The 26,208-nt window shown below is 35.6% G+C and carries 25 protein-coding genes and 1 other RNA gene; 17 read left to right on the top strand and 9 right to left on the bottom strand.

The window, feature by feature from the left end:
* Positions 1 to 2,292, bottom strand: a 2,292-nt coding sequence (locus C245_RS0111145; RefSeq protein ID WP_017496681.1) for a choice-of-anchor L domain-containing protein, incomplete at its 3' end; no start/stop codon positions are given.
* A 501-nt stretch (positions 2,293 to 2,793) separates the two neighbouring features.
* Here C245_RS0111145 and C245_RS0111140 point away from each other — a divergent pair.
* The 6 genes from C245_RS0111140 to C245_RS0111115 all read left to right on the top strand — a co-directional run bounded on the left by C245_RS0111140 (position 2,794) and on the right by C245_RS0111115 (position 8,278).
* Positions 2,794 to 3,279: a histidine phosphatase family protein gene (locus tag C245_RS0111140; protein WP_017496680.1), complete on the top strand. Its 486-nt coding sequence runs from the start codon at positions 2,794 to 2,796 to the stop codon at positions 3,277 to 3,279.
* Positions 3,280 to 3,284: 5 nt separating this feature from the next.
* Positions 3,285 to 5,354 carry a polyphosphate kinase 1 gene (gene ppk1, locus C245_RS0111135; protein ID WP_017496679.1) on the top strand — a complete coding sequence of 690 codons (2,070 nt, stop codon included), beginning with the start codon at positions 3,285 to 3,287 and terminating at the stop codon, positions 5,352 to 5,354.
* A 49-nt stretch (positions 5,355 to 5,403) separates the two neighbouring features.
* Positions 5,404 to 6,294: a Ppx/GppA phosphatase family protein gene (locus C245_RS0111130; protein ID WP_026110010.1), complete on the top strand. Its 891-nt coding sequence runs from the start codon at positions 5,404 to 5,406 to the stop codon at positions 6,292 to 6,294.
* A gap of 181 nt (positions 6,295 to 6,475) precedes the next feature.
* The gene (locus tag C245_RS0111125; RefSeq protein ID WP_017496677.1) at positions 6,476 to 7,057 is read left to right on the top strand and encodes a TMEM175 family protein; all 582 of its coding nucleotides are present in this window, start codon (positions 6,476 to 6,478) and stop codon (positions 7,055 to 7,057) included.
* A 17-nt stretch (positions 7,058 to 7,074) separates the two neighbouring features.
* Positions 7,075 to 7,635 carry a Crp/Fnr family transcriptional regulator gene (locus C245_RS0111120; RefSeq protein ID WP_017496676.1) on the top strand — a complete coding sequence of 187 codons (561 nt, stop codon included), beginning with the start codon at positions 7,075 to 7,077 and terminating at the stop codon, positions 7,633 to 7,635.
* Positions 7,636 to 7,696: 61 nt separating this feature from the next.
* Positions 7,697 to 8,278 (top strand): NAD(P)H-dependent oxidoreductase, encoded by a 582-nt coding sequence (locus C245_RS0111115; protein ID WP_017496675.1) that lies wholly within the window; start codon positions 7,697 to 7,699, stop codon positions 8,276 to 8,278.
* A gap of 4 nt (positions 8,279 to 8,282) precedes the next feature.
* Here C245_RS0111115 and C245_RS24605 read toward each other — a convergent pair whose 3' ends face one another.
* Complete coding sequence (locus C245_RS24605; protein WP_017496674.1) at positions 8,283 to 8,945, bottom strand: hypothetical protein; 663 nt, start codon at positions 8,943 to 8,945, stop codon at positions 8,283 to 8,285.
* Positions 8,926 to 9,999, bottom strand: coding sequence for a DNA polymerase III subunit gamma/tau (gene dnaX / locus C245_RS0111105; RefSeq protein WP_017496673.1), 1,074 nt, complete (start codon positions 9,997 to 9,999; stop codon positions 8,926 to 8,928). Before dnaX ends, C245_RS24605 begins: the two co-directional genes overlap by 20 nt.
* 257 nt (positions 10,000 to 10,256) lie before the next feature.
* On the opposite strand from dnaX, the gene C245_RS0111100 reads away from it, so the two are divergent.
* From C245_RS0111100 to C245_RS0111085, 4 genes are all read left to right on the top strand, one after another.
* Positions 10,257 to 10,652: an NIPSNAP family protein gene (locus C245_RS0111100; RefSeq protein ID WP_017496672.1), complete on the top strand. Its 396-nt coding sequence runs from the start codon at positions 10,257 to 10,259 to the stop codon at positions 10,650 to 10,652.
* Between the two features lie 99 nt (positions 10,653 to 10,751).
* Complete coding sequence (locus tag C245_RS0111095; RefSeq protein ID WP_017496671.1) at positions 10,752 to 11,201, top strand: nuclear transport factor 2 family protein; 450 nt, start codon at positions 10,752 to 10,754, stop codon at positions 11,199 to 11,201.
* Positions 11,202 to 11,298: 97 nt separating this feature from the next.
* Positions 11,299 to 11,547 carry a type II toxin-antitoxin system ParD family antitoxin gene (locus tag C245_RS0111090; RefSeq protein ID WP_017496670.1) on the top strand — a complete coding sequence of 83 codons (249 nt, stop codon included), beginning with the start codon at positions 11,299 to 11,301 and terminating at the stop codon, positions 11,545 to 11,547.
* Positions 11,540 to 11,833 carry a type II toxin-antitoxin system RelE/ParE family toxin gene (locus C245_RS0111085; RefSeq protein WP_017496669.1) on the top strand — a complete coding sequence of 98 codons (294 nt, stop codon included), beginning with the start codon at positions 11,540 to 11,542 and terminating at the stop codon, positions 11,831 to 11,833. Before C245_RS0111090 ends, C245_RS0111085 begins: the two co-directional genes overlap by 8 nt.
* 236 nt (positions 11,834 to 12,069) lie before the next feature.
* Here C245_RS0111085 and C245_RS0111080 read toward each other — a convergent pair whose 3' ends face one another.
* Entirely contained in the window at positions 12,070 to 12,363 is a 294-nt protein-coding gene (locus C245_RS0111080) for a hypothetical protein (RefSeq protein ID WP_026110008.1), read from the bottom strand.
* Positions 12,364 to 12,487: 124 nt separating this feature from the next.
* Between C245_RS0111080 and rnpB the strand changes: the two genes are divergently transcribed.
* The 4 genes from rnpB (at position 12,488) to C245_RS0111065 (ending at position 15,813) form a co-directional block, all read left to right on the top strand.
* Positions 12,488 to 12,805, top strand: an RNA gene (gene rnpB / locus C245_RS23685) — RNase P RNA component class A.
* A gap of 31 nt (positions 12,806 to 12,836) precedes the next feature.
* On the top strand, positions 12,837 to 14,087 hold the full coding sequence (locus tag C245_RS0111075; RefSeq protein ID WP_017496667.1) for a cation:dicarboxylate symporter family transporter: 1,251 nt from the start codon (positions 12,837 to 12,839) through the stop codon (positions 14,085 to 14,087).
* Between the two features lie 127 nt (positions 14,088 to 14,214).
* The gene (locus C245_RS0111070; protein ID WP_017496666.1) at positions 14,215 to 15,132 is read left to right on the top strand and encodes a ketopantoate reductase family protein; all 918 of its coding nucleotides are present in this window, start codon (positions 14,215 to 14,217) and stop codon (positions 15,130 to 15,132) included.
* A gap of 135 nt (positions 15,133 to 15,267) precedes the next feature.
* Positions 15,268 to 15,813, top strand: a complete 546-nt coding sequence (locus C245_RS0111065) for a DUF3575 domain-containing protein (RefSeq protein WP_017496665.1) — start codon at positions 15,268 to 15,270, stop codon at positions 15,811 to 15,813.
* 30 nt (positions 15,814 to 15,843) lie between these two features.
* Here C245_RS0111065 and C245_RS0111060 read toward each other — a convergent pair whose 3' ends face one another.
* Both C245_RS0111060 and C245_RS0111055 read right to left on the bottom strand, forming a co-directional pair.
* Positions 15,844 to 16,533: a response regulator transcription factor gene (locus C245_RS0111060; RefSeq protein ID WP_017496664.1), complete on the bottom strand. Its 690-nt coding sequence runs from the start codon at positions 16,531 to 16,533 to the stop codon at positions 15,844 to 15,846.
* Between the two features lie 10 nt (positions 16,534 to 16,543).
* On the bottom strand, positions 16,544 to 17,902 hold the full coding sequence (locus C245_RS0111055) for a sensor histidine kinase KdpD (protein WP_017496663.1): 1,359 nt from the start codon (positions 17,900 to 17,902) through the stop codon (positions 16,544 to 16,546).
* 383 nt (positions 17,903 to 18,285) lie between these two features.
* Between C245_RS0111055 and C245_RS0111050 the strand changes: the two genes are divergently transcribed.
* Positions 18,286 to 20,400, top strand: coding sequence for a TonB-dependent receptor domain-containing protein (locus C245_RS0111050; RefSeq protein WP_017496662.1), 2,115 nt, complete (start codon positions 18,286 to 18,288; stop codon positions 20,398 to 20,400).
* 89 nt (positions 20,401 to 20,489) lie between these two features.
* Here the strand turns inward: C245_RS0111050 and C245_RS0111045 are convergent, their stop codons facing one another.
* The gene (locus C245_RS0111045; RefSeq protein ID WP_017496661.1) at positions 20,490 to 21,095 is read right to left on the bottom strand and encodes an RsmD family RNA methyltransferase; all 606 of its coding nucleotides are present in this window, start codon (positions 21,093 to 21,095) and stop codon (positions 20,490 to 20,492) included.
* Positions 21,092 to 21,913 (bottom strand): DUF3822 family protein, encoded by an 822-nt coding sequence (locus C245_RS0111040; protein WP_017496660.1) that lies wholly within the window; start codon positions 21,911 to 21,913, stop codon positions 21,092 to 21,094. Before C245_RS0111040 ends, C245_RS0111045 begins: the two co-directional genes overlap by 4 nt.
* Before the next feature lie 245 nt (positions 21,914 to 22,158).
* Between C245_RS0111040 and C245_RS0111035 the strand changes: the two genes are divergently transcribed.
* Both C245_RS0111035 and ygiD read left to right on the top strand, forming a co-directional pair.
* Positions 22,159 to 23,583, top strand: a complete 1,425-nt coding sequence (locus C245_RS0111035; protein ID WP_017496659.1) for an ATP-dependent RecD-like DNA helicase — start codon at positions 22,159 to 22,161, stop codon at positions 23,581 to 23,583.
* Between the two features lie 82 nt (positions 23,584 to 23,665).
* Positions 23,666 to 24,496, top strand: a complete 831-nt coding sequence (gene ygiD, locus C245_RS0111030; RefSeq protein WP_017496658.1) for a 4,5-DOPA dioxygenase extradiol — start codon at positions 23,666 to 23,668, stop codon at positions 24,494 to 24,496.
* Positions 24,497 to 24,771: 275 nt separating this feature from the next.
* Here the strand turns inward: ygiD and C245_RS0111025 are convergent, their stop codons facing one another.
* Positions 24,772 to 26,109, bottom strand: coding sequence for a PQQ-binding-like beta-propeller repeat protein (locus tag C245_RS0111025; protein ID WP_017496657.1), 1,338 nt, complete (start codon positions 26,107 to 26,109; stop codon positions 24,772 to 24,774).
* Positions 26,110 to 26,208: the final 99 nt, after the last annotated feature.

Raw genomic sequence — 26,208 nt, 5'->3', positions numbered from 1 at the left:
AGTTTGCGAAGTAGTTGCAGTTAATGTAGCTGTAGGTTCTGTGATGGTAAAAGTTTTAGTAATCGTACAAAGATTAGCATCTTTAATCGTCACGGTATACGTTCCGGCAGCTAAGTTAGAAGCCGTTGCTGAAGATCCTCCAGATGGTGACCAGGAATAAGTATAAGCTCCTGTTCCTCCTGCAGGTGTAACTGTCGCAGATCCCGTTGCATCTGATTTACAAAGTACATTAGTTTGCGAAGTAGTTGCGGTTAAAGCAGCTGTAGGTTCAGTGATGGTAAAAGTTTTAGTGATGGTACAAAGATTAGCATCTTTAATTGTTACGGTGTATGTTCCGGCAGCTAAGTTAGAAGCGGTTGCGGCAGATCCTCCTGATGGTGACCAAGAGTAGGTATAGGCTCCGGTTCCTCCAGTAGGCGTTACCGTTGCAGAACCAGTTGTGCCTGATTTACAAAGTACGTTGGTTTGCGAAGTAGTAGCCGTTATAGCCGTTGGTTCTGTGATCGTGAAAGTTTTAGTAATCGTGCAAAGATTGGCGTCTTTAATGGTTACCGTATAAGTTCCGGCAGCTAAATTAGAAGCCGTTGCTGAGGTTTGTACCGGAGTTGTGTTCCAGGAGTAGGTATAAGGTGCAGTTCCTCCGGCAGGAGTTACCGTCGCAGAACCTGTTGTTCCTGCATTACAGGTCACATTAGTTTGTGATGTGGTAGCGGTTAAGACAGCAGTCGGCTCCGTAATAATGATTTGTTTGGTACCAGTACATCCTTTGGAATCAGTAGCGGTTACAGTGTAAGTTCCGGCAGCTAAGTTAGAAGCCGTTGCTGAGGTTTGTACCGGAGTTGTATTCCAGGAGTAGGTATAAGGCGTACTTCCTCCCGAAGCAGTTACCGTTGCAGAACCTGTTGCGCCTCCTTTACATTTTACGTCAACATGAGAAGCGGCAGTTTCTGTTATCACAATGTTAGTTTGGCTCACAACAACTGGTTTCGTATCAGAACAACCGGATTGTGTGTTTTGACCTTTAATGTAATAAGTTCCTACCGGCGCTGCAGTTGGTGTATTGTACGGAATAGTGGCAGCGGCATCTTGCCAATAGGTGTAAGTTAGCCCCGAAGTACTTCCTGCGGTAACGGCTGGTAAAGTAAGGTCGGCAGTTCCATTTACGCATACAGGCGCAGGATTAGTGATAACCAAAGTGTTTGTAGCAAAACTTTTTGCTTTTAAAAATACACCGGCATCCCATTGTTGATCTGAGGCATCGGCAATGGCCATTTTTATTTTGTAAGTTTTTCCCGCTGTAACAGCATAAGTAGCAGTAAGAACTACTGTTGAACCATCGTACTCCATAGTGGTGGAACCAGGGGGATTGTTTGAATAATAGGTAGCATTTTTTGCTGGAAAAGCAACATTATTTACGTTTGTTCCGGCAGAATGTATGTTATTTATGGTTACGGCATCACCGTTTGGTAATTGTGCAAGATTGATAGCGTTATTGGTATAAGTTCCGGTAATTCCAAAACCACTTAAAAAGAAACCGAATGCATCATTAAAATCGGTATTTACGTATTCCAGATATTCTTCTGAAGCAAAAACGAATTTGAATTCTACAAGATTACCATCCGGAATAAAATTAAATTCTAATATAGAGGCATCATGCATCGTTTCTCCCGAAATTGCAGTTAAATCCTGATCACTCGCTGCATTTACCATTGCATCCGATTTGTTGGTATAGGTATTCGGCCCCATGGCAGAGCTAATTTTTCCTGTAGATAAAAGAAGTCCTTCGTCGATTGGAAAGGTTGAAGTACCCTTACTGAAGTAACCCAATTGACGATCTCCCGCAGTAGCAGACCAGGTGTGATCGACCCAGGTCCAGTTGTTGTTGTTATTTCTGTAATAACCGAAACGAACATTACTGATGGTCAAACAGCCGGAGGTTAATATATTACGAACAAGCTGATCCGCATTATAAGCATTGTAACCTGTTGAGGGATTGGCTACATCAATAGAGCCCGCAACAGCTGCCTGTGCACTCACGGCCTCTGTAGAAGCTGCTGTTTTTGCTGTCTTTGAGGTTGCCTTGCTATAAGGAAGAGTATTTCCATATCTAACAGGGATTTCCTGAGCAACAACTGCCGAAGAGTACATGGCTAATCCTAAAATTAAAATTAAAAATGATTTTAAACTAATTTTGGAAAAGGTATCTTGTTGAACATTTTTGTGAAACGGGAAAAAATAGGTACCACATTTAATGAAATTTCCCACTTCTTGTAGAGTAGTTTTAGTTTTCATATTTTAGGATTTTGTTTTTTGAAATACTTGTGATATTTTAACAAAACCAAAGTTATAAGGTGTAATTAATTTTGATTTTTTTTCTCCGTAACTAACCTAAAAACTCGTTGAAGTGTATTTTTTTTGTTAAAGGAAGCGTTAAAAAACATTTTTTTTAGACATTTTTGACAAATGAAAAAGGGTCTGAAATTTATATTTTTCATTAAAAACTGAATTTTGTAAATGGTTTAAATGTTTAATATTCAATTATTTAGCTTGTTTTTTAAGAATAGTAGCACTATCGACTAAGTGCTTGATTTTATAGATGAAGAACACTTTTTTCTAAAAAGAGAGAATCTTCTTTTTTTGATTTTGGAGATTTTAGACTTAGGTGTTCGCTGTTAAAATTTTGTTTAAATGTTAACAGAAATAAAAAAATGAAAAGGTTTAGAATTTCTTTTGTAAATTAGAAGTTCAATAAAAAAATCATCTTCACTTAAGAAGTTTGTAAACCTTTTGCTTATGAAAAACTTAATTTTAATACGCCATGCAAAATCAAGTTGGGAAGCTCCGTTAAAAGATTTCGACAGACCTTTAATGAAAAAAGGCATTTTAGACGCACACGATGTATCGTCTACAATTTTAGAGTTTCTTCCTAAAACCTATATAATGTGGAGTAGTACTGCTGCAAGGGCCCTGGAGACAGCGCTTATTTTTGCACAAAATATTTCATATCCTCTGGAAAGTATCATTTTTAAAGACGACCTTTATACCTTTGATGACAGACAACTCGAAAAAGTTATCAAATCATGTGATAATAGTTTTGAAAGCGTTATTCTTTTCGGACATAACGAGGCTATTACAAATTTTGTTAATAAATTTGGGGATGTTTTTATCGAAAATGTACCTACGTCAGGCTTTGTATCACTACAGTTTGATGCCGAAAGCTGGGACAGCATTCATAAAGGTAAAACTCATAAAACAATTTTCCCCAAAGATTTAAAATAGATAAAGTGTACGAACAGAAATATATCGATAGAGAAAAAAGTTGGTTAGCGTTTAATGCAAGAGTACTTCAGGAAGCCGGAGATAGTTCAGTTCCACTTTTAGACAGGTTGCGTTTTGTTGGAATTTTTTCAAACAATTTAGATGAATTTTTTAGAGTTCGTTATGCTGCAATTCGAAGATTAAGCCTTTCAGGGATTTCCGGTGAAAAATATTTAGGAGGAGTTTCAGCGCACCAGTTAATTAAAGATATTACCGAAATTGTTATTCAGCAGCAATCTGAAAGTTTGCGTATTCTGGGAAATATCGAAGCAGAATTGGAAGCCGAAAATATCTTTATTATCAATGAAGATCAAATTACAAGAGATCAGGAGAGCTATCTGAAAGACTTTTTTGTTCAGAAGTTAAGCCCTGAATTGGTAACCATCATCTTAAATGATCTGGCAGAGTTTCCTGTTCTTAAAGATACCTTGGGATATTTGGCAGTTCGTCTGGAAATGAATACCAATGACGAAGTTCGCTATGCTGTTATCGAAATTCCTAAAACGATAAACAGGTTTGTAGTGCTGCCGTCAGAAGATGATAAACAATATGTGATACTGATTGATGATGTGATCCGTTACAATCTGAAAAACATATTCAATATTTTTGATTACAAAAGTGTTTCGGCACATATGATCAAAATTACGCGTGATGCCCAGTTGGATATCGATAGCGATTTGAGTAAAAGTATGCTCGAAAAAATTGCATCATCCGTAAAAGACAGAAGAATAGGAGAGCCCGTTCGTTTTATTTATGATAATTTGATCGAAGAAGATACATTGCGTTTCTTTTTGGATAAAATGAAAATCGTTGAAACCGATAGTATAATTCCGGGAGGACGTTATCACAACAGACGTGATTATATGAGCTTTCCTAATTTAGGACGATACGATTTACTGTACAAACCAAACGAACCTTTACCAATTCCGGGCTTGAGTCTGGAAGGAAGTATTTTAGAAAAGATCAGTAAAAAAGATTATCTTCTGCATGCCCCGTACCAGTCATTTTCTTATCTGACAAAGTTTTTGCGTGAAGCTGCTCTGGATCCAAAAGTTACCAGTATAAAAATCACTTTATACCGTTTGGCAAAAAACTCACAGATTATCAGTTCTTTGATTAATGCTGCGAAAAATGGTAAAAAAGTAACGGTTCAGATCGAACTTCAGGCACGATTTGATGAGGCATCAAATATTTCCTATGCCGAGCAAATGCAAACAGAAGGAATTGATTTGATTTTTGGAATAAAAGGCCTAAAAGTACACAGTAAAATTTGTGTGATCGAAAGAGTAGAAGAAGGAAAAACACGTCGTTACGGATTTATTTCAACCGGAAACTTTAACGAATCGACGGCTAAAATTTACACCGATGTGACCTTGTTTACCTGCCATCAGCAAATTCTGAAAGACATTTCTAAAATATTCGAGTTCTTTGATATCAATTACCGGGTGCACCGATACAAACATTTAATAGTATCGCCACATTATACCCGAACAAAATTCATCAAATTAATCGATCGTGAAATTCTGCATGCGCTGGCCGGTAGAAAAACACATATTAAATTAAAAATGAACAGTTTGTCCGATTTTAAAATGATTGATAAATTGTATGAAGCCAGTAATGCCGGAGTTAAAATTCAACTTCAGGTAAGAGGGATTTGTTCGCTAATTCCGGGAATTCCGGGAATGAGTGAAAATATTGAAGCGATAAGTATCGTTGATAACTATCTGGAACATTCAAGGGTTTATATTTTTGGAAATGCCGGGTTGACCGAAGTATATATTTCATCAGCCGATTTTATGACTAGAAATCTTGACGGAAGAGTCGAAGTTACCTGCCCAATTTATGATCTTCAAATAAAGAAAGAACTAATAGATAATTTTAATATAGCGTGGAAAGGGAATGTCAAAGTGAGATATCATTCCTATAAACTGGATAATAAATACAAGCCCAGAAACCATCATGCCCCATTTAGAGCACAGTTCGAAACGTATAAGTACTATCAGAACAAAATAACAGTTCAGGAAGAAGTGGTGTAGCGTAAGCGATTAATTAAAAAACAATAAAAAAATAAAATCATAAGTGAGCATGATTAATATAAGGAAATTTGCAGCGATAGATATTGGATCGAATGCCATGAGGCTTCTGATATCGAATGTTGTAGAACAAGATGGAAAAGAACCCCAATTTAACAAAAGTTCGCTTGTTCGTGTGCCAATTCGTTTGGGACAAGATGCCTTTACCGTAGGAGAAATTTCAGCAGAAAATATAGACCGAATGGTGGATGCCATGAAAGCATTCAACCTTTTGATGAAAGTACATAAAGTAGAACGTTATATGGCGTTTGCAACTTCGGCAATGCGCGAGGCCTATAATGCAAAGGAAGTTGTAGCACTAATCAAGAAAAAAGCCGATATAAAAATAGAAGTTATTGATGGTAAAAAAGAAGCCGCAATTATTGCTTCGACTGATTTACACCATCTCCTAAAAACAGACGAAACTTATCTTTTTGTGGATGTAGGTGGCGGAAGTACCGAGTTTACTTTGTTTTCTGACGGGAAAATGATCAATTCCAGATCTTTTAAAGCCGGAACCGTTCGTTTACTAAATAATATGGTGCACGATGTGGTTTGGGATGAAATCGAAAAATGGATCAAAACCAATACCGCCGATTATGAAGAAGTAACACTGATTGGTTCAGGAGGAAACATCAATAAATTGTTTAAAATGTCCGGGAAACAACAGGAAAAACCACTTTCTTACATTTATATTAATTCACAATATGCTTTTCTGAACTCCTTAAGTTATGAGCAAAGAATCGCCGAATTGGGATTGAACTCAGATCGTGCCGACGTAATTATTCACGCGACCAGAATTTATCTGAATGCTATGAAATGGAGTGGTGCGCGTCAGATTTACGTTCCTAAAATCGGACTTTCTGATGGAATTGTAAAAGCGATGTATTACGGTAAAATTTAGAAATATCAACTTTTTTTGCCGTGATTCGTGCGATGAGAACAGTTGAAGCAGTTGCATAATTTGTTCATTCCAGATATCAAAAAATAAATTAGTCGAGATTTGTGAAATTCGTGGCAAAAAAAAATCTGTGGAAATCTTTTGAATCTGTGGCAAAAAAAATGTTAACCAACAAATACAATAAATGAATAAAACCAGACTTGAGGCTTTTAGTGATGGTGTTTTGGCTATCATTATAACCATTATGATTTTAGAAATTAAAGTACCGGCAGGTTCTGAATTTGCCGATTTAAAACCATTGATTCCTAAATTTCTAAGTTATGTTCTGAGTTTTATTTATGTGGGTATTTACTGGAACAATCACCATTATTTAATTCATAGCCTGGGTAAGGTTAATGGAAAAATTCTTTGGGCCAACCTACATTTGCTATTTTGGCTTTCCTTAATTCCTGTTGCAACCGGATGGATGGGCGAACATAACTTTGCCAAAGCATCTATGGCTTTGTATGGAACTGTATTGCTTTTGTGTTCCATTGCTTACTTTATTTTGCAACGTATTATAATTCTTAATGAAGGAGTAAATTCCACGTTGGCAAAAGCGATAGGGCGTGATTTAAAAGGAGATACTTCTTCGGTTTTGTATATTTTTGGAATCGTATTTTCGTTTTATAACGAGTGGATTTCAGGAGCGGCCTATTTTATTGTCGCTTTAATATGGCTTATTCCGGACAAAAGAATAGAGAAAGTTTTTGCCTCTAAAAATTAATCTATTTGGAGTTTATAATGAAATCAGTTTTTCAATCCATTAAGAATTTACCACAGGAAATATTAGATCAGTTGGATGATTTAATTACAGTCCGAAAACTTAAAAAAGGTGATTTTTTATTGAGAGAAGATCAGGTTTGCTGTGAAATTGTATTAATCAAAAAAGGAATTTTAAGATCCTTCTTTTTCAGTCATCAAGGCAATGAGATTACCAATTGTTTTGCTTTTGAAAACGAATTTATGGGATCGTTTTCGAGTTTTATTACACAAAAAGTCGCCGAAGAAAATATTCAGGCACTTACTGATACTGAAATTGAAGTCATCAGTAAAGAAGGGATAGAGAAACTGTATCAATCCAGTATTTATTGGCAGGAAGTGGGTCGCAAAATTGCAGAAATGGAGTATGTGGCGTTGCAAAAAAGAATGATTTCTTTTCAAAAATTATCAGGGACTCAGCGTTATGAAGAACTTTATCAAAATCATAAAAATTACATTCAGCTGATTCCGCTTCAATATCTGGCCTCTTATCTGGGGGTTACTCCAAGACATCTAAGTCGAATTCGCAAAGCAATTTTATAGGACATTTGTCCGGTTCCCAAGAGAGGTTTCTACATTATTTTTGTTTCAAACAAATAGACAAATGGAGAAAAATATTCTTATCATCAACGGCCATCCAAACTCATCCAGTTTTAATTTTGCGATTGCAGAATCTTATCTTAAAGGGGCAATCGCTTCGAAAGCCACAGTGGATACAATTACAATTGCAAAGCTGGATTTCAATCCGAATTTACAATTTGGCTATCAAAAACGTACCGAGCTGGAACCTGATCTTCTGGCATCCTGGGAGAAGATTAAGAAGGCAGACCATTTAGTTTGGATTCATCCGGTTTGGTGGGGTGGTTTGCCGGCAATTACGAAAGGATTTATTGATCGTTTGTTTTTACCGGGTATGGCGTTTCAATATCGGGAAAATTCAGTTTGGTGGGACAAATTATTAAAAGGAAAAACCGCGCATATTATAACCACTTTGGACCAACCCGGCTGGTATTACAGATTATTCTATGGAAGACCAAGTGTCAATCAGCTTAAAAAAGCTACGCTCGAATTCTGTGGTATCAAGCCGGTAAAAGTTAGCTACATCGGAATTATAAAAACAGCTGATGAAGCGCAAAGAAAAAAATGGCTTCAAAAAGTATACAACTGGGGATTGCTTACTAAGTAGGAAGTTAAGACGGTAAATCTAATCCAAATGTTGAACGTAAAAGTTCGATGTTTGGATTGATTTCCAGGAAGCGATTGTATCGGTCCTGATCGTTAAGACTTCGTTTAATTTGAATGGTTTCATTAACATGAGCCTCAATGGTAATGTCATGATTGTGCAAATGCCCTTTTAAATGTCCTAAAAGCCCATACATCTGACCTTCAAAATCCAGTTTAGAGCCTTCGTTGGGTAATTCAAAAGTAATTACTGTTCCGTTTAATTTAGGGTCATTAATCAACAATAAAGACTGCATGATTTTATGACCTTTATCACCCAAACGCTGAGCATATTTGTTCCATTGCAGCAACATTTCCGTCTCTGTAAATTCTTCCGTAGGCAGTACGGTAGTTGTTTTTACAACAGTTTTAGTGTTGGCTTCCAGTTCTTTTTTCTTGCGAATACTGGATAAAGAAAAGGCAGAAACCTTGGGTTCTGTACTTGTTTCAGGTTGAGGAGCTGCAGGAGCGTCTGTTTTTGGTGCTGAAGTTGTTCCTTCATTTTGTGAAGTTACAGTTTCAGGTGTTTGAACAGTTTCTGTTTTTGGAGTTTTAACTTCAACTATAGAATATCCTCCGTTTTTATAATAAGTAGGGGGAATTATGAATTGCTCAACTTTTTTTTTCTCCATCAAAATTGATAGAGGCCAATTGCATCAAACACAGTTCAACCAAAAGACGTTGGTTTTGACTTAGTTTGTATTTTAAATCGCAGTCGTTAGCAATGTCAATACCTTTCAACAGAAAATCTTGTGAACATTTTTGCGCCTGAACACCATACATTTGCTGCGCCTGTTCGCCTACTTCAAGTAAAGCGATTGTTGCAGGAGTTTTACTTACCAGTAAATCTCTGAAATGCGATGCCAGTCCGGCAATAAAATGATGTCCGTCGAAACCTTTTGCAAGGATATCGTTGTACGCCAGTAAAAGATCCGGAATTTTATTTTCTAAAAGTAAATCGGTAATGCTAATGTACGTTTCATAGTCTAAAACGTTTAGGTTTTCGGTTACCGCCTGACGTGTTAAATTAGTTCCGCAATACGAAACCACACGGTCAAAAATTGATAAAGCATCACGCATTGCGCCATCGGCCTTTTGAGCAATAATGTGCAAGGCATCGTCTTCAAAATTGATTCCCTGACTTGCAGCAACGTCAGCTAAATGTTCTTTAGCATCTTTAACCGTAATTCTTTTGAAATCAAAAATCTGACAACGAGATAAAATCGTTGGTATAATTTTATGTTTCTCTGTTGTTGCAAGAATGAAAATAGCATGTTTTGGCGGTTCTTCCAATGTTTTAAGAAAAGCATTAAAAGCGGCCGAAGACAACATGTGGACCTCGTCAATAATATACACTTTATATTGTCCGGTTTGCGGTGGGATTCGAACCTGATCAATCAGATTACGAATATCATCAACAGAGTTGTTGGAAGCAGCATCTAACTCAAAAACGTTAAAAGCAAAATCTTCATTTGGATCATCATATCCGGGCTGATTTATTTTTCGTGCCAGGATACGTGCACAGGTTGTTTTTCCAACACCACGCGGTCCGGTGAATAAAAGAGCAGAAGCAAGATGATTACTGTCAATAGCATTCAACAAAGTGTTGGTAATGGCTTTCTGTCCCACTACATCTTTAAATGTTTGTGGACGATATTTACGCGCCGATACTACAAATTGTTCCATATTCTATTTTATTCGTTAGCAAATATAGGGTATAATTTAGTGATTTAAAAATTTAAAAATTCAAAGATTTTTAAGTGTTTGAGTTACTGTAGGTTTTGTTGGCGGTGTTTTTTCGCGTCAATTAGAGGAGGTGTTTTTGATCTTCAGATTGGATTGTTTATTTGTAAAGAAAAAGGACTAATTTTAGGAACGATAAAATACCGTAATAATCTGTTTTGATTTGAATCTGACTTTGGAAATTAATTGGAATTTAAACTATGAAACGACAATTTTTGATTGTAATAGCATTGATAACCTTTACTGCAAAAGGACAAAATAAAACTACGGAGCCTATTTATCAGCTTCGTGTTTATGAAATTTTTGAATCCAATAAAAATCAGTTCCATGAACGTTTTCGCGATCACGCCATGCGTATTATGAAGAAGTATAATTTTAAGATCAGCTCGATCTGGGAATCCAAATCGGACAAAAAAACAGAGTTTGTTTATTTTCTGGAATGGCCGGACGAAACTACTATGAAAAAAGCCTGGGAAGATTTTAAAAGTGATCAGGAATGGATCGCGATTAAAAAAGAATTTACAGCAAAATATGGTAATGTAGTGGGGAATATTGAAGACCGGATTTTGGCAAAGACGGACTATTCTCCAAAATGATTGTCCTGCTTTTTTTAAGTTGCTTTTACTTCAAAATATTTGAAACGTGTGTCTCGTTGGTAAACTTAGCCGCAATCTCATTTTAACTCCTTAATTTTTATGAAAAACTACTTATTGGTAATTGCATTTGCATTTTTTTCGTCTGCTCTTCAGGCACAAACCGCTCAGGATTCGCTTGATATCAAACGTGTTGCTTTGGCTTACATCGAGGCGCAACACAATCCGAATCCGAAATTGATGGAAAGCGCTTTGCATCCCAGATTGGTAAAACGATCTGTCTTTAGAAGTAAAGCCGCTCAGAAAGATTATGTATCAGAATACTTTGCAGAGAATATGGTTATCCTTGCAGAAACGTATAATGCGAAGGGAGACAAATTCCCGAAAAACCCCAGAAAGGAAATAAAGTTATTGGATGTTTCGGCACGGACAGCATCAGTAAAATTATTGGCCGATGCCTGGATTGATTACATGCACATCGTAAAAACCAACGGAGAATGGAAAATTATAAATGTGCTTTGGCAGTACAATGATGTGTCCCAGCATCAGTAGATGTTTTCTTTTTTTAAAGAAAATTTTGCACTGATTTTGTTCAGTTAGCGTATAAGTTACCAATTTTTGGTAACTTTACAGTGCTAAATAAAAAATTATGGGAAGAAATACATCAATATCGCTTGGAGATCATTTTGAGCACTTCATTGAAAATAGCCTTTCCGAGGGAAGATTTAAAAATGCCAGTGAAGTGATCAGAGCTGCATTACGTCTTTTAGAGGAAGAAGAAAATCGTTTGCTTATTTTAAAAAAAGCGGTTCAGGATGGTTTGGATAGTGGTCGTGCAGAGAATTTTGATGCCAGGAAACATCTCGAAAGTTTAAAAGCAAACAAGAGAAATGGCTAAGTATTATTTAACGAATAAAGCGGTTGAAGATTTAGCTGAAATTTGGAATTATACTTTTGAGGAATGGTCAGAAAATCAGGCTGATAAATATTATGGACAGCTTTTAAGTTCTTGTCAGGATGTTGCAGATGATCCAGGTCTTGGAAGAAAATATGATCTGGTAACCGAAAAATTGCTTGGTTTTAAAACAAATCGGCATATTCTTTTTTATCGAATTATTTCAAATAGTGAGATTGAGATTGTGAGAATCCTTCATGAAAGAATGGATTTGAAAAGTAAATTTTGATTTTTATTTTATGCCTTCTCAAGAAACGGGAGACTCCTAATGGTAAGCTCTGTCAAGAAAATTGTTAATCTTTGACGAGCTGTTTACAGCTGTTTCTCGTTTCTTGGGAAGACATCTTTTTTAAGCATAACTTTCTTATGAAACCATCTGCCCTAGCCCCGATAGGAGCGGTATCCTTTTTCTTGCTCCTTTAGCAAGGAAAAGATAAAGCGGATAGCGGGATTGGCTCCCGAAAATTACCTTCCCTTAATACTTAAATCAGATAAAAACTTTACCGTTTCCTGATCGGAATCGGCAGAGAAACCTGCGACGTAAACCCCTTTTTTACCTGAGATTGATTTAATTCCGTATACAACTGCCTCATCGCCGGGGTCTGAATTCCCTTCGTATCGATACACATGAACAATTTCAAATTTTTCAGGATTCTTTTTTATCAGGTCTGAGTTTAAGTTAAAATCAAACGTAAATCCTTTTTCATTCAATTGATCTAAAGCTTTTGAAACAGTTGCGTAGTGATACATTCTAGTCATGATAATTGAATTTTAAAATTATGGGTTTTAAAGATAACCAATTTAAAATTAAATTGTTATGAAAATGGAGCGAAAATCTAAAATTTAAAATCATTATTCTTAGTAGATAAAGTGTTACTTTTGCCCCGCAGACCGCCTTATCGTCGTTCCGATTCATCGGAAGGGAGGAAAGTCCGGACACCACAGAGAAGCATAGCGGGTAACACCCGTCGGCGTTAGCAATAGCGCAAGGACAAGTGCAACAGAAAGTATGTACAGGTAATGCTGTAGTGAAACCAGGTAAACTCTATGCGGTGAAATACCAAGTATATCAGCATTTAAGGGCTTCTCGTCCGTTGTTGAAGGGTAGGTAGCTTGAGTTCCGCAGTAATGCGGAATCTAGATAAATGATAAGGCCCTGATTTATCGGGGACAGAATCCGGCTTATAGGTCTGCATTTTTTATATATTTGTGAAACTCTCTAATCTACCTTCATGAATATAACTACTCCAAAACATTCGAATCAACCCAAAAAAAGTACTTTTAGGCTTATAGTTACGAATCTTACTTTTTGGGTTCTTATTGCCATTATTGCCGGAATTTTGCTCGGTCATTTTTCGCCCGCAAATGGTGTGAAAATGGAAATACTGGGAGCTAAGTTTATTGCATTAATCAAACTCTTTATAGGTCCGATTATATTTTTGACGATCGTTCTGGGAATTTCCGGAATGGGAAACCTGAAAAAAGTGGGCCGAATTGGAATTAAAGCCCTAGGTTATTTTGAAGTGGTTTCGACTGTAGCTTTGGCTATTGGCGTGGCGGTAGCCTATTTTTTTAAACCCGGCAAAATCGACAAATCCAGTTTGACTTTAGGAGATGCCAGTGAATATACAACGCATGCTGCGGAGCATTTCTCATGGCTGCAGTTTTTCTTGTCCAATTTTACACTTCAAGTTTTACTGGCAGCTATTGTTTGTGGTATTGCATTGAATTTTTATAAAAAAAGAGAACAGACGATTTTGGTTTTAGAACGTTTTTCTAATGTGGTTTTCCTGGGATTAAAATATGTGATGTATCTCGCTCCTGTTGGTGCTTTTGGCGGTATGGCTTTCACAATCGGGAAATTTGGTTTGCAAACACTTATTCCGCTTGGGAAATTGATGTTGTGTGTGTATTTGACCATGGCCCTTTTTGTTTTTCTGATTTTGGGAAGCATTCTGAGATATTATAAAATCAGGATTCTCTCTGTTTTGAAATATATTAAGGAAGAGCTTTTACTGGTACTCGGGACTTCCTCTTCTGAGGCAGCTTTACCGAGTATAATGGTGAAACTGGAACAAATGGGATGCAGTAAATCGGTTGTGGGATTGGTGATTCCTACGGGGTATTCTTTTAATTTGGATGGGACTTCAATTTATTTGTCGATGTCGGTGATATTTCTGGCGCAATTGTATGATGTGCATTTGAGTTTCTTTGAGATTTTAAGTGTTATCGGAATTTTGATGATTACCTCAAAAGGCGCTGCCGGAGTAACCGGAAGCGGATTTATTGTGCTGGCTTCGACTTTAACGGCTCTACATAAAATTCCGGTTGAAGGTCTGGCTTTTTTACTGGGAGTCGATAAGTTTATGAGCGAAGCGAGAGCGATTACCAATTTGATAGGGAATACAGTGGCAACGATTATCATTTCGAAAACAGAACGTGATTTTACAGAGTTGAACCTGGATCCTGTTGTAGAGGAATAGTATTGTGAGACGTGAGATGTGAAATGTGAGATGTGCAACCTGAAACTTAAAACTTAAAACTTGAAACTTGAAACTTGGAATTTGGGATTTGAAGTTTGAAACTTAGAATTTGTTAAATTGAATTTTTATGAAAAGAATTGGAATTTTAGGACTTGGTGGAGTAGGTGGTTATTTCGGCGGACTTTTGGCGAAAGCTTATTATAAATCTGATGAAGTCGAAGTAATTTTTATTGCTCGTGGCGCCACACAAAAAGCTATTTCTGATAGCGGATTGAAAATAGTAACCGATGAATCAGAAATGATTGTGCATCCAAAACTGGTTTCAAATAATCCGGAGGAAATAGGTGAACTGGATTATTTAATTTGTGCTACCAAAACCTATGACATTGAGGAAAGTTTGCTTTCGCTTCAAAGTTGTATTGTGGCTAGAACGGTTATTCTTCCATTGTATAATGGAGTCGATGCTCCGGAACGCATTCAGAAAATATATCCTCAGAATGATATTTTGCAAGGCTGTGTTTATATCATTTCGATGATTATTTTACCCGGAACCATCCGAAAAATGGGTTTTTATGAAAAGCTGTTTTTTGGTTCTAAGACAGTTTCTTCTTCAAAATTAGAAGAATTACAAGGAATTTTTCAGCAGGCCAGAATTGAAAGTTATTGGGTAGAAAACATTGAAGAGACAGTATGGGAGAAGTTTATTTTTATTTCGGCATTGGCCTCGGCGACTTCCTATCTTAATTTGCATATTGGCGAAATTATTGACAGCCCGGAGGCGATGGCAGTTTATGTAGAACTCGTACAGGAAATTGATGCGGTTGCCAAAGCAAAAGGATTAAAACTGCCGGACGATATTGTAAACCAGACTATAGGTAAGTTAGAAAAATCACCACGTGAAGCTACATCGTCGATGCACAGAGATCTATTGGCAGGCAAGAATACCGAAGCCCTTTCACTTACTAAGTTTGTGTTGAATGAAGGGGTTAAATATGACGTAAAAACGCCGCTGTACGAAAAAATATCTAACGTATTACTGCCATAGACCTTGTTGTTTATAGTACTGGCTTAGTTGTTAATGAGTTAGAAGTTGATTTAATTGTAGGAAAATATTTTCTTTTTATCGGTTTGATTCTATGGTTTTTATGCTACTTTTGGCAAAATTAATTTAAAAGCCAAAATGAAGAAAAATTATTTGCTCTTATTGTTATCCGTTTTTATTGTCAATGTGATTCAGGCACAAGATGAAGTACCGTCAGTAGAAAAAAATCAATTCAAAATAAACATGATCTCTCCCGGATTCGTTTATGAGCACGGTTTTACAACTAAAAACACCCTTTATTCAGAAATTAGCGTAGGAGTTGGTTACAGTTATAACAGTTTTTATAACGAGTCAAACGTCTATTTTTCCCCGTTAATCAGTGAGCAATTTCGCCATTATTACAATTTAGAAAAGAGAGCTAAAAAAGGAAAAAGAACAGCTCATAACTCGGCTAATTTTTTTGCTCTAAATGCCCAGTATAATTTTCGAAGTATTTCTACCAACGAGCGATATCGAGAATATGTACCATCAACAACCATTGCAGTACTTTGGGGATTGCAACGTACTTACAAACGAAAATTCAATATGGAATTTAATCTGGGGCCTGGAATAAATATTGATCAATACAATACAGAGTTTGTTCCGGTAGCTAATTTTACATTAGGTTGGGTTATTGGAAAATAAGAACAAAAAAATAGAAAAACCTTGGCTTGGTCAAGGTTTTTCTATTTTAAATTCCAATCCAATATTTCGGGTGCTTTCAATGCTGATTTTCGGATCGGAATTAAAGTATTTTCTAAGTCTGCTAATGAAAACATCCATGCTTCGGCCTGAGAAATAATCATCTTTTTTCCAGACCGACATTAAAATTTGGTCCCTCTTTAATAACTGGTTGTGATTCAGATATAAATACTCAATAAGAGAAGCTTCCATTTCTGTAAGCTGCTGGACATGATTTTTGTTATTTAGGGTTAGTCTTTCGTTATCAAAAATATAAGAACCAATTTCGATTATATTGTTTCCATCCAGACTCCTTTTTTGTTCGATTCTTTTTAGAATATTCTGCAAACGCAGAATGAGTTCGTCTACTTCAAATGGTTTTATGATATAATCGTCCGCACCTAATTTTAATCCGATGATTTTATCTTCTTTTAACTTTCGTGCAGTTAGAAAAATAAATGGAATCTCAGGGTTGATTGTAATTATTTTTTCGGCCAGTGAAAATCCGTCTAATTTTGGCATCATGACATCCAAAATACAAATATCAAAAGTATGATTTGAAAAATAGTCTAAAGCTATTTCTCCATTTTCTGCCCAGATGACTTCGAATTGATGCAATTCTAGGTATTGTTTTAAAATTGCAGCAAAATCAAAATCGTCCTCGGCTAAAAGTAATTTTTTCAAAATAAGGGAATTAAACTTTTAATAAAATAGTAAACTGAGTTCCTTTTCCAAGATCACTCACCACGCTAACAGTGCCCTGATGCGCTTTTATAATTTGATCAACATAATACAATCCTAAACCTAAGCCTTTTGTATTGTGAAGATTTCCTTGTTCTACGCGATAGAATTTTTCAAAAAGAAGAGATTGTTTGCTCTTTTCAATTCCAATTCCGTCATCTTCAACACTAATCGAAAATTGATTTTGATTCAGTTTTGTTTTTAATGTAATGGAGTTCGAACCATATTTTACCGCATTTTCCAGAACATTCAGAAGAGCAGTAGTCAAATAGAATTTATCCAGAAGCAAGTTTGTTTTCTGTGTCTGAAAATTGGTTTTAATGTCGATTTTAGGATAGGTGATTTTAAAATCATTAACGATCGTCAATAGAAAATTTTCGGTTTCGATATTTTCTTTTTGCAATTCGATGCCGTTTTCTGCCAGCGAATTGGCCATAACCTGATCAATCAAATTCTGTAAACGATTGTTCTGACGTGAAATTGTATTGACGATCGCATTAAAGTTCTCGTCATTATCCCGAATGTCTTTTCGCTCTAATATTTTGGTCGAAATACCTAAAGTCGTCAAAGGAGTTTTAAGTTCGTGAGTAATATTATTGATGAAATCGGTTTTAACATCGTTGGCCTTCTTTTGTTTGATTAATGCTTTTATGGCAATAAAAAAAAGAGTTATTAGAGTTGCTATAGAAAGTAAAGATAAAATGAGAACGAAAGTCATTCGTTTTAAAATGATCATTTCCCAGTCAATTACAGAAACATACATCGAATCCTCAGTCAATAATTTGTAATTCTTATTTTCAAAAGTTCCGTTGGTTGTTCCAACATAATTCCGAACTAAAAAGGCATGGTTTAATGAGATCAGATTTCCATATAGTTTGTTTTGGATAAAAGGTTTTTCAGAGAAAATGGTGTCTGCTTTTGCGGGATTTTGGTACAGAACAAATTTATTAAGGACAATCGCAAAATTTATTTTTAACTCGGGTAAATCTCTTTTAAACTTGCTCTGAATTTTTTGTGTCAAAGCGTCGCTATATTCATTTTCCAAAATATACTTTTTGATTTCAAACTTGTTGTTTTTTCCCTCAATGTAATTTTCGGATAATTGCTGGAAAAGTGCTTCTTTTTTGGCGACTATTACCGAGTCTATGTCACTATAATCATTAGAGATACCAGCAATTTTATTTTTAATTTCAGTGTGAAACTGCGCTACTTTATAATCGTAGGTTGTTTTTACCAAATAACATTGCACTGTTGATAAAACAATCAGAGCGATAACAGAAAAAGCTATTAGTAAATTGATTCTTTGTTTCATGAGTTGTTTTTATTGCCACACTGATACGACAGATTAAACTGGTGTACACGGGTTTGTTTTGTTAACACATAGAAACATAGTTTTGTTTGCTTAAAAAAATACGTTTCGCTTATTTAAAATACGCATCGTTTATGTGAAAGAAAGATATTTCTTTTTTACCTTCTATAGGACAACTAAAAGCTATGTATTTATGTGTTTTATAATTTTTTAATGACTGCAATGTGATTTATTAAACGGGTATAAATCTCCGGGCCATTCTTCATTCAAAAATAATCCTTTTGTCAGACAATAATCACATTAACGCCGCATTAACCTTCAATTAACTTTCGCAATTCTTTTTTAGAAGCATTTTTGCAGGACTATAAACTAAAATCAAACCCAAAATGAACATTAACTTGCTGGTTAAACTTTTTTTAATTCTCTTTTTGTTCTTATTTTCTTTAGCGGGATATGCACAAAGCGAGACCCCAAAAGACAGTCTTTCGAATACGCTAAATGAAGTTGTGATTGCTCAGAATAAAAAGACTTTTATCAATACAAACGGAAATGTAAAAGTTGATGTTGCCAATTCTATTTATAACGTTATTCCTAATACAGTCGATTTGCTGGCAAAGTTACCAACTGTTCAAATCAGTTCAGATAGAGAAAGTATCTCTGTTGTGGGCAGAGGGAATCCTTTAATTTATATCGACAATCAAAAAGTAGGAATGAGTGATTTGAATGCTTTGGCTGTAGCCGATATTAAAACGATCGAAATTATTCAGAACCCATCTTCTAAATATGAGGCCGAAGGACGTGCTGTAATTTTGATTACAAGGAAATTTAGTAAAAAAGACCGTTTTAAAACGGAGATTTCTGAGGTTGCTTCTTTTAAAAAAAAGTACAATAATTATCTCGGATTTAATACCAGTTTTAAAAAGAACAAGCTGGAATGGAAGGCTAATTTTAATTACAATCAGCTACAACCTTGGGAAAATCACAGTATTGATTACCAAATTCCCGAAGCCGAAATTGTTTCTAAATATGATGTGGAGGCTTATTCTAAAAAAAGGCAGTTTGTTTTTGGTGGCAGTTTGTTTTATAAGATAAATGAAGATGATTATTTTTCGTTTAGTGTTAACAGTAAGCTTCAGAAAGATATTTTTCCTATTCATACCATAACTTATAATAAGAATAAAGAGATAGAAAATAACGTGTTAACCTACAGTGATAATGATACCCGAAAGAATTTTGTAAACTCTTTTTTGAATTATAATAAAAAAATAAAAGCTATTGATGCACAGGTTTTTACTGGCTTGCAGTGGTCTAATTTTGATCAGGCATTGTGGAGTAATGTTAAGAATAAGTACAACGAAACTCAATTTGAATGGGCACAGCTTCGTGATCAAAAATTTAAGGTGAATGTCTTTTCGGGTAGAATTGATGCTGAAAAGAAGTTTGAAAATGAGATGAAATTTGAAATTGGAGGATTGTATTCTTCTGCTGGTTCCAAATCAGATTTTGATTTGTTACATTATGAAAATGACGAAAGGGAGTTTAGTCATTATGATTTTAAAGAGCAAAATTTAGCAGGTTACAGTCAATTTTCGGGAAAAATTAAAGAAGTAGAATTCTCCGTTGGAGTAAGGGTTGAGAATACAAAGGTAGACGGGAAATTTAAAGCAGATTTGACACCTCTAATCCGTAAAAATTACACTAATTTTTTCCCTAAAGTACAGCTTTCATTTCCGATAGACAGCTTAAAGAGTGTTAGTGTTAATTATGCCAAAAGTATCTCGAGACCTAATTATTCTTCTTTAAGTCAGGGAACAACCTATATCAATCCGTACTTTTTATATGCCAGAAATATTAATTTAGATCCCACGATTGTCAATGAGATTTCGTCTACATTTCAATATCATGATAAATCGGTGAAGCTAACGTATTATCAAAATACAAACCCTGTTTATAATAGTTTTTTCTTTAATAAGGAACTCAATATCATGACTTTTAAAGATGTGAATTTTGAGAAAGAGTCCGCCTTGATTCTTGATTTTGAATTGCCTTTCACTTATAGATTCTGGACTACTACAAACTCTTTGGTTTTTGTTTCAGAGAAAATTGAAGACTCTTCGGCCGTATTCAGGTCTTCAAAACCTTATTTTTATTATTACTCCAATAACGAATTTAGACTTCCAAAAGATTATGTATTAGTGGTTGGTTTCAGGACAATTGCAAAGCAGTACAAAGGAGTTTTTGAAAGAAATGCAAGAACGGTCGTAGATGTGGCTGTTTCTAAAACGTTCTTTAAAAATTGGAGCTGTGCTCTAAGTTTTAATAATGTGTTTAAAAGTATAACGGAAGCGGAAGTTTTTACCATTAACAATATCAGTTCAAAATCAAGATATTTGATTGATGAACATGAGATTTCAGTTTCTGTAAAGTATTCTTTTGGAAAAGTAAAGGAATCCGAATTCAAAGGAAAAAGGATGGAGGAGAATTCAGATCGTATAAGATAAAAAAGAGTTGTGAAATTGTCTTTCTGAGCGAAGTTTTAAACTTAAAATGTCTGACTTCGCTCGATATGACAGTATTGGCAGAGCGAGGCTTATCCTTCGTCTTCTTCTGTTATTTTAGTCGATGAATCGTCTGGCAATTCTTCATCATCATCAGTGGAGTTCAATTCGAAGAAACTAAAGAAAGATCCGCCGTAACTTTTTTGAAAAGAAAAATTACTCAAATGATCCATTTTGGTATACTTAGAATGTTCGATAATCATCATACCGTCTTCGTGAAGTAATTCTCTTTCGAAAACCGTTACTACAATTTTCTCGAATGCTGCCTGGTCAAATCCATAAGGCGGATCGGCAAAAACAATGTCGTACGATGTTTTACAGTTTTCCAGAAATTTGTAAACGTCACTTTTAGTTGCCGCGATGTCAAAATCGTATTCTGATGAAACCTGCTTGATGAATTTTACGCATCCAAAATCACCATCTACTGAGGTAATCGGAGCACTTCCGCGGGAGGCGAATTCAAAACTGATGTTACCGGTCCCTGAAAATAAGTCCAAAACCTTTAAACTGTCAAAACTAAAATGATTGTTCAAAACATTAAACAATGCTTCTTTACTCATGTCGGTTGTTGGTCTTACAGGAAGGTTTTTTGGCGGAAAAATGCGGCGTCCTTTGTATTTCCCTGAAATAATTCTCATGATTGGAATAAGATATAATGTTTTTGATTTTCGGCTGTGGTGAAGCTATTTCTTTGCTGTAAGGTGCTTACATCCAAAAAGGATATATGACGAATGTATTTATATGCAATGGCATAAAACGCATCGTTTTGGTCGATTGTACCTAATAATTCAAGCGGAAAACTTTCAGGATTCAAACTTAATTGTTCGGCAGTAAAAAGCAAATAATAAATAAAATCTTCAGGTGTTTGATATTCAAATGAATTGAATAATAATAGTTTTTGATTCTGGACTACAATCACTTCAAAATGACCGGGGTTGAAATTAACGACCATTTTTTTATCGTCATTGTTTCTTGAAGCGTCCAGAATTTTTTCGACTAAAATACTGTTGGCATGTTTGTAATCAAAAGTGCCAAACTGATCGATGAAAAAATTGTTGATGTTAACATACGGTATATAAACCGCATTCATTTGGTATTTTGAAATCTGATCGTAAGCAAAAAAATCAGTTTCGAAAACTTTTGTATTGTATTGCAGGTAACTTCCAAGGTAGTTTTCATCAAACAAAGCCGTTGGAACAAAAGTGGAAAGATTGTTATTGTGAATCACTAAAACTTCATCGTAAGTTTCCGTTAGTTCCGGGTGATTTCTAAAAGCATCTCCAAACAATTCTTCAACTTTAGTCGTTTTGTGAAACGTATCGAAATGAATTTCTTTTAAAGAAGTAATCGTATTATTTAAAGTGTCAAAACAACAAAATGACAATCCGGTCAGAGAAACCTGAATAGAAAGCTTTTTGTAATTTTTTGAAGTGATGTTAGTGTTTTGTAATGACATATTGATTTACAATTCGTTACCTGTTTTACAAGAAGGAATTTTAGGCGACCACAAACTTACAAATTAAAAAGGAACAATAATAATTGCAATTTCAAAAAACAATTTCACATTCATTTTAAAAGAAAGTTAAGAAAAGTTTTTTTGTGAAAAATAAATTTAGGGTTCTTTATGAATTCTGCCGGGGTTAAAATTTTAAATTGGCATTGCCATTTAAAAAGACGAACTTTGTATCTTAAATTTACCCTATGAATTCAGCATTGTTTTACGGCGTTTTGCAAAAAAAGTTTCCATTTGCACCAACTTATAAGCAGGATATTTTTTTTCAAAAAATCGCTATTTTTTTAACCGAACCGGCTAACGACACCATTTTTGTTTTGAAAGGATACGCAGGAACGGGAAAAACAACTGTGATTTCAACCATAGTGAACAATTTAGGGGATATTAATAAAAAGTTTGTCTTGCTAGCACCAACGGGACGTGCAGCAAAGGTAATCGCCAGTTATTCGAATACACCCGCATTTACGATTCATAAAAAAATATATTTTCCGAAAAAATCTTCCGGTGGAGGTGTAGCTTTTACCAAACAGTTAAATAAACATAAAAACACCATTTTTATCGTCGATGAGGCCTCGATGATTTCTGATAATAATTCCGATTCAAAATTGTACGATAATGGATCACTGCTGGATGATTTGATTACCTATGTCTATTCAGGAACCAATTGTAAAATGATTCTTTTAGGAGATACTGCTCAGCTTCCTCCTGTAAATATGGATATTAGCCCGGCTTTGGATACGCATACTTTAGGGATTCACTATGGTAAAGAAGTCGAACATATCGAGCTGGATGAGGTAATGCGTCAGGAAGAAAGTTCTGGAATTTTGTTCAATGCAACAGAACTAAGAGAATTGCTGAAGGAAAGTTTTATTACCGAATTTAGGTTCAATGTTAGAGGATTCAAAGACATTGTTCGATTGACGGACGGGTATGACATTCAGGATGCTATCAATATGGCTTACAGTAATTATAGTATTGAAGATACTGCTTTTATTGTTCGCTCGAATAAAAGAGCCAATCAGTATAACGAGCAAATCCGAACCAGAATTTTATTTAAAGAAAGTGAACTGTCGGCAGGAGATTTTCTGATGGTGGTTAAGAATAATTATTTCTGGCTGAAAGAAACAGATGAGGCAGGATTTATTGCGAATGGAGATATTATCGAAGTTCTGGAGCTTTTTGGAATCAAAGAATTGTACGGATTTAATTTTGCAAAGGTGAAAATTAGAATGGTCGATTATCCGGACCAAAAGCCTTTTGAAACCGTATTGATTTTAGATACCATAAAAAGTGAATCTCCATCCTTAACCTACGAAGAATCCAATCGTCTGTATGAGGAAGTAATGAAAGATTATGAAGGTGAAAGTACCAAATACAAGAAGTTTCAGAAAGTAAAAGAAAACGAATATTTTAACGGTTTGCAAGTGAAATTCTCCTATGCGATTACCTGTCATAAATCGCAGGGTGGACAATGGAATACTGTTTTTATCGAACAGCCATATTTACCAAACGGAATTGACCGCGATTACATCAGATGGCTGTACACAGCTATGACACGTGCTAAAAATAAGTTATATTTGATAGGCTTTAAAGACGAGAGTTTCGAGGAATAAAATACGAATTTCACTAATTGTCACGAATTTTTTAGATTTAGTATTGGTAAGATCTGTGAAATTCGTGTTATTACCATTTACTATGACAACACTAAACGACTTACATTCGATTTCATCTTCGTTTTCGAATACTGATAAAATGCCGGTTTTGTTTTTGGGACACGGGAGTCCGATGAATGCAATTGAAGAAAATCAGTTTGTGACCGGTTTTCGAAATCTGGCAAAGACATTACCGCAGCCCAATGCTATTTTGTGTATTTCGGCTCACTGGTTTACCAACGGAACTAAAGTGACTGCGATGCAAATGCCCAGAACGATTCACGATTTCGGAGGATTTCCTCAAGCCCTTTTTGAGGTGCAGTATCCTGCAAAAGGAAGTCCGGAATTGGCTCAGGAGACAAAAAAAATATTAGAACCTGTGCTGGTAGATTTAGACGAGCACTGGGGACTGGATCATGGTGCCTGGAGCGTAATCAAACATCTGTATCCGGAAGCGAACGTTCCTGTGATTCAGTTGAGTATTGATTATACGAAGTCAGGACAATATCATTTTGAGTTGGCACAAAAGCTGCAATCGTTACGCCGCAAAGGAGTTTTGATTATTGGAAGCGGAAACATTGTTCATAATTTGCGATTGGTCGATTTCAGGAACTTTGATAAAGACAATTACGGTTACGATTGGGCAATTGAGGCGAGGGAAACCATCAATAGTTACTTATTAGACGATAATTTTCAGCCTTTGATTGACTTCGAAAAAATGAATAAAGCAACCCAATTGGCAATTCCTACTCCCGAGCATTATCTGCCATTACTGTATACTTTAGGATTAAAAGAAAAGTCGGAAGAACTTAGTTTGTTTAATGATAAACTATTGGCCGGTTCTTTGAGTATGACATCGGTAAAAATACTATAGTGTGATTTTACAAATCTCTGCTGGTTATTACGCAGAGATGCACAAAGATGCCACGGAGATTCGCTAAGATTCTTTTTCTTCTGTTTCTGAAGATAATATTGAAGAGTTTCACGCAGATTTTGCAGATCGAACAGATTTTTTTCATAGAATTCTGAATATATTCTGTTAAGTTTAATCTGCTGAATCTGCAAAATCTGCGTGAGAAAAATTACGCAGCGCAAAAAAAACTCTGCGAATCTCCGTGGCATCTTTGTGAATCTCTGTGGTATCCTAATTTATGATTCTTTTTCTAAGTTATACGCATACAGATAACCGTCGGCACTTCCGAAGTAGACCGTATTGTTGCTGATAAATGGCGAAGAAACAATCGATCCCAGTTTGTACAATTCATCCATTGCTTTTTTATTGTTTTCATATATAGAAAGGTCTGTATAGTGCGCAGCGTGACCAGAATCTAATAAATCATTTTTTAAGACAGAAGCAGCAAATTGCTTACGGTTCTCAGTACTTATGGTTTTAGATTTTTTCCCGTTAGAAAGAAGGTCCAGACTAAAGAAATTGCCTGTAAAATCACCAAAATAAATTGTACTTCCGGCTATAGCGGGAGAATCATAGATGTAGCCATTCGTTTTAAATCGATATTTTTCGGCGCCATTTCTGGCATCTAGAGCCAGTAGGGCATAGGTGTCTGAAGTTCCTACATAAACCGTATTATTCTGAATAACTGCAGTACTTAAAACCCAGGAATTTTCGGCATCGTATTTCCAAACCAATTTTCCGGTTTCGGCTTCAAGAGCAAAGAAGAATGGTTCTCTGGCTCCAAAAAAGACTTTTCCATCTGCAACAGCTGCCGACGATTGGATTCCTTTAAAACCTGGTTTTGTTCCTGTTGCAAAGCGCCAGATCTCCTTACCGGTTTCTATGTTTAAGGCGTATAGAACAGCATCCCAGCCGCCAACGTAAATTTTATTCTGATCGATTACCGGAGTTCCGTGTACAGGCCCGTTGGTTTTAAATTTCCATTTTAAACTTCCTGTTTTGGCATCCAGCGAATAAACATTCCCGTCACTACTGCCAAATAACACAACAGCTTGTTTTTCTTTTTTGTAAACTACAGGAGACGAAAGATAAAAACTCCATAAATCTTCCATGTATTGGGTTTCCGGCTTCAGTCCAAATATGCCTTTTTCTCCAAACCAATGTTCTCCACCGGTTTTAAATTTCCAGATTAATTTCCCGTTTTGAGTGTTTACCGCGTAATAATTTCCGTCAAAACTTCCAAAGAAAATAGTATTTTCAAAGATACCGGGAGTACTGTGGATAGCTCCGTTAGTTTTGAATTTCCACTTTGTTTTGCCTGAGTTTTCTTCAATAGCGTAAAGAAAACCATCTTCGCTGCCAATATAAACAATACCGTTTTTTGCAACCGGAGAGGAGAAAATTTTACCATCGGTTTTGAATTTCCATTTCAGGCTGGAAGTAGGCTGATACCCCTGTCCGTTGAAAATACGATCTGTAAAGGCATTGTTTATAGTAGATTTTTTTTGGCAGAAGGCCGAGGGAATAAAAGTTAAGTTTAACAAAAGCAAGGGCAAAATCAGGTGTTTTTTCATAGTGGTTTTTTCTGATAAATATAATATATTTTTTAAGGGGCTGTTCTTCAGATTTGTAAATTGCGACAATGAATATTTTTTTTAAACTTATTAGTTTTG

It is taken from the genome of Flavobacterium sp. WG21, assembly GCF_000335775.1.
Taxonomy (GTDB): Bacteria; Bacteroidota; Bacteroidia; order Flavobacteriales; family Flavobacteriaceae; genus Flavobacterium; species Flavobacterium tructae.
Note: the sequence above shows the minus strand (reverse complement) of the source record. Positions and strands in the feature narration are given on the sequence as shown.

Coding starts and splice junctions, on each gene's coding strand:
- C245_RS0111140 (WP_017496680.1), top strand. CDS start 2,794: ATGAAAAACTTAATTTTAATACGCCATGCAAAATCAAGTTGGGAAGCT.
- C245_RS0111130 (WP_026110010.1), top strand. CDS start 5,404: ATGATTAATATAAGGAAATTTGCAGCGATAGATATTGGATCGAATGCC.
- C245_RS0111125 (WP_017496677.1), top strand. CDS start 6,476: ATGAATAAAACCAGACTTGAGGCTTTTAGTGATGGTGTTTTGGCTATC.
- C245_RS0111120 (WP_017496676.1), top strand. CDS start 7,075: ATGAAATCAGTTTTTCAATCCATTAAGAATTTACCACAGGAAATATTA.
- C245_RS0111115 (WP_017496675.1), top strand. CDS start 7,697: ATGGAGAAAAATATTCTTATCATCAACGGCCATCCAAACTCATCCAGT.
- C245_RS24605 (WP_017496674.1), bottom strand. CDS start 8,945: ATGGAGAAAAAAAAAGTTGAGCAATTCATAATTCCCCCTACTTATTAT.
- dnaX (WP_017496673.1), bottom strand. CDS start 9,999: ATGGAACAATTTGTAGTATCGGCGCGTAAATATCGTCCACAAACATTT.
- C245_RS0111100 (WP_017496672.1), top strand. CDS start 10,257: ATGAAACGACAATTTTTGATTGTAATAGCATTGATAACCTTTACTGCA.
- C245_RS0111095 (WP_017496671.1), top strand. CDS start 10,752: ATGAAAAACTACTTATTGGTAATTGCATTTGCATTTTTTTCGTCTGCT.
- C245_RS0111090 (WP_017496670.1), top strand. CDS start 11,299: ATGGGAAGAAATACATCAATATCGCTTGGAGATCATTTTGAGCACTTC.
- C245_RS0111085 (WP_017496669.1), top strand. CDS start 11,540: ATGGCTAAGTATTATTTAACGAATAAAGCGGTTGAAGATTTAGCTGAA.
- C245_RS0111080 (WP_026110008.1), bottom strand. CDS start 12,363: ATGACTAGAATGTATCACTACGCAACTGTTTCAAAAGCTTTAGATCAA.
- C245_RS0111075 (WP_017496667.1), top strand. CDS start 12,837: ATGAATATAACTACTCCAAAACATTCGAATCAACCCAAAAAAAGTACT.
- C245_RS0111070 (WP_017496666.1), top strand. CDS start 14,215: ATGAAAAGAATTGGAATTTTAGGACTTGGTGGAGTAGGTGGTTATTTC.
- C245_RS0111065 (WP_017496665.1), top strand. CDS start 15,268: ATGAAGAAAAATTATTTGCTCTTATTGTTATCCGTTTTTATTGTCAAT.
- C245_RS0111055 (WP_017496663.1), bottom strand. CDS start 17,902: ATGAAACAAAGAATCAATTTACTAATAGCTTTTTCTGTTATCGCTCTG.
- C245_RS0111050 (WP_017496662.1), top strand. CDS start 18,286: ATGAACATTAACTTGCTGGTTAAACTTTTTTTAATTCTCTTTTTGTTC.
- C245_RS0111045 (WP_017496661.1), bottom strand. CDS start 21,095: ATGAGAATTATTTCAGGGAAATACAAAGGACGCCGCATTTTTCCGCCA.
- C245_RS0111040 (WP_017496660.1), bottom strand. CDS start 21,913: ATGTCATTACAAAACACTAACATCACTTCAAAAAATTACAAAAAGCTT.
- C245_RS0111035 (WP_017496659.1), top strand. CDS start 22,159: ATGAATTCAGCATTGTTTTACGGCGTTTTGCAAAAAAAGTTTCCATTT.
- ygiD (WP_017496658.1), top strand. CDS start 23,666: ATGACAACACTAAACGACTTACATTCGATTTCATCTTCGTTTTCGAAT.
- C245_RS0111025 (WP_017496657.1), bottom strand. CDS start 26,109: ATGAAAAAACACCTGATTTTGCCCTTGCTTTTGTTAAACTTAACTTTT.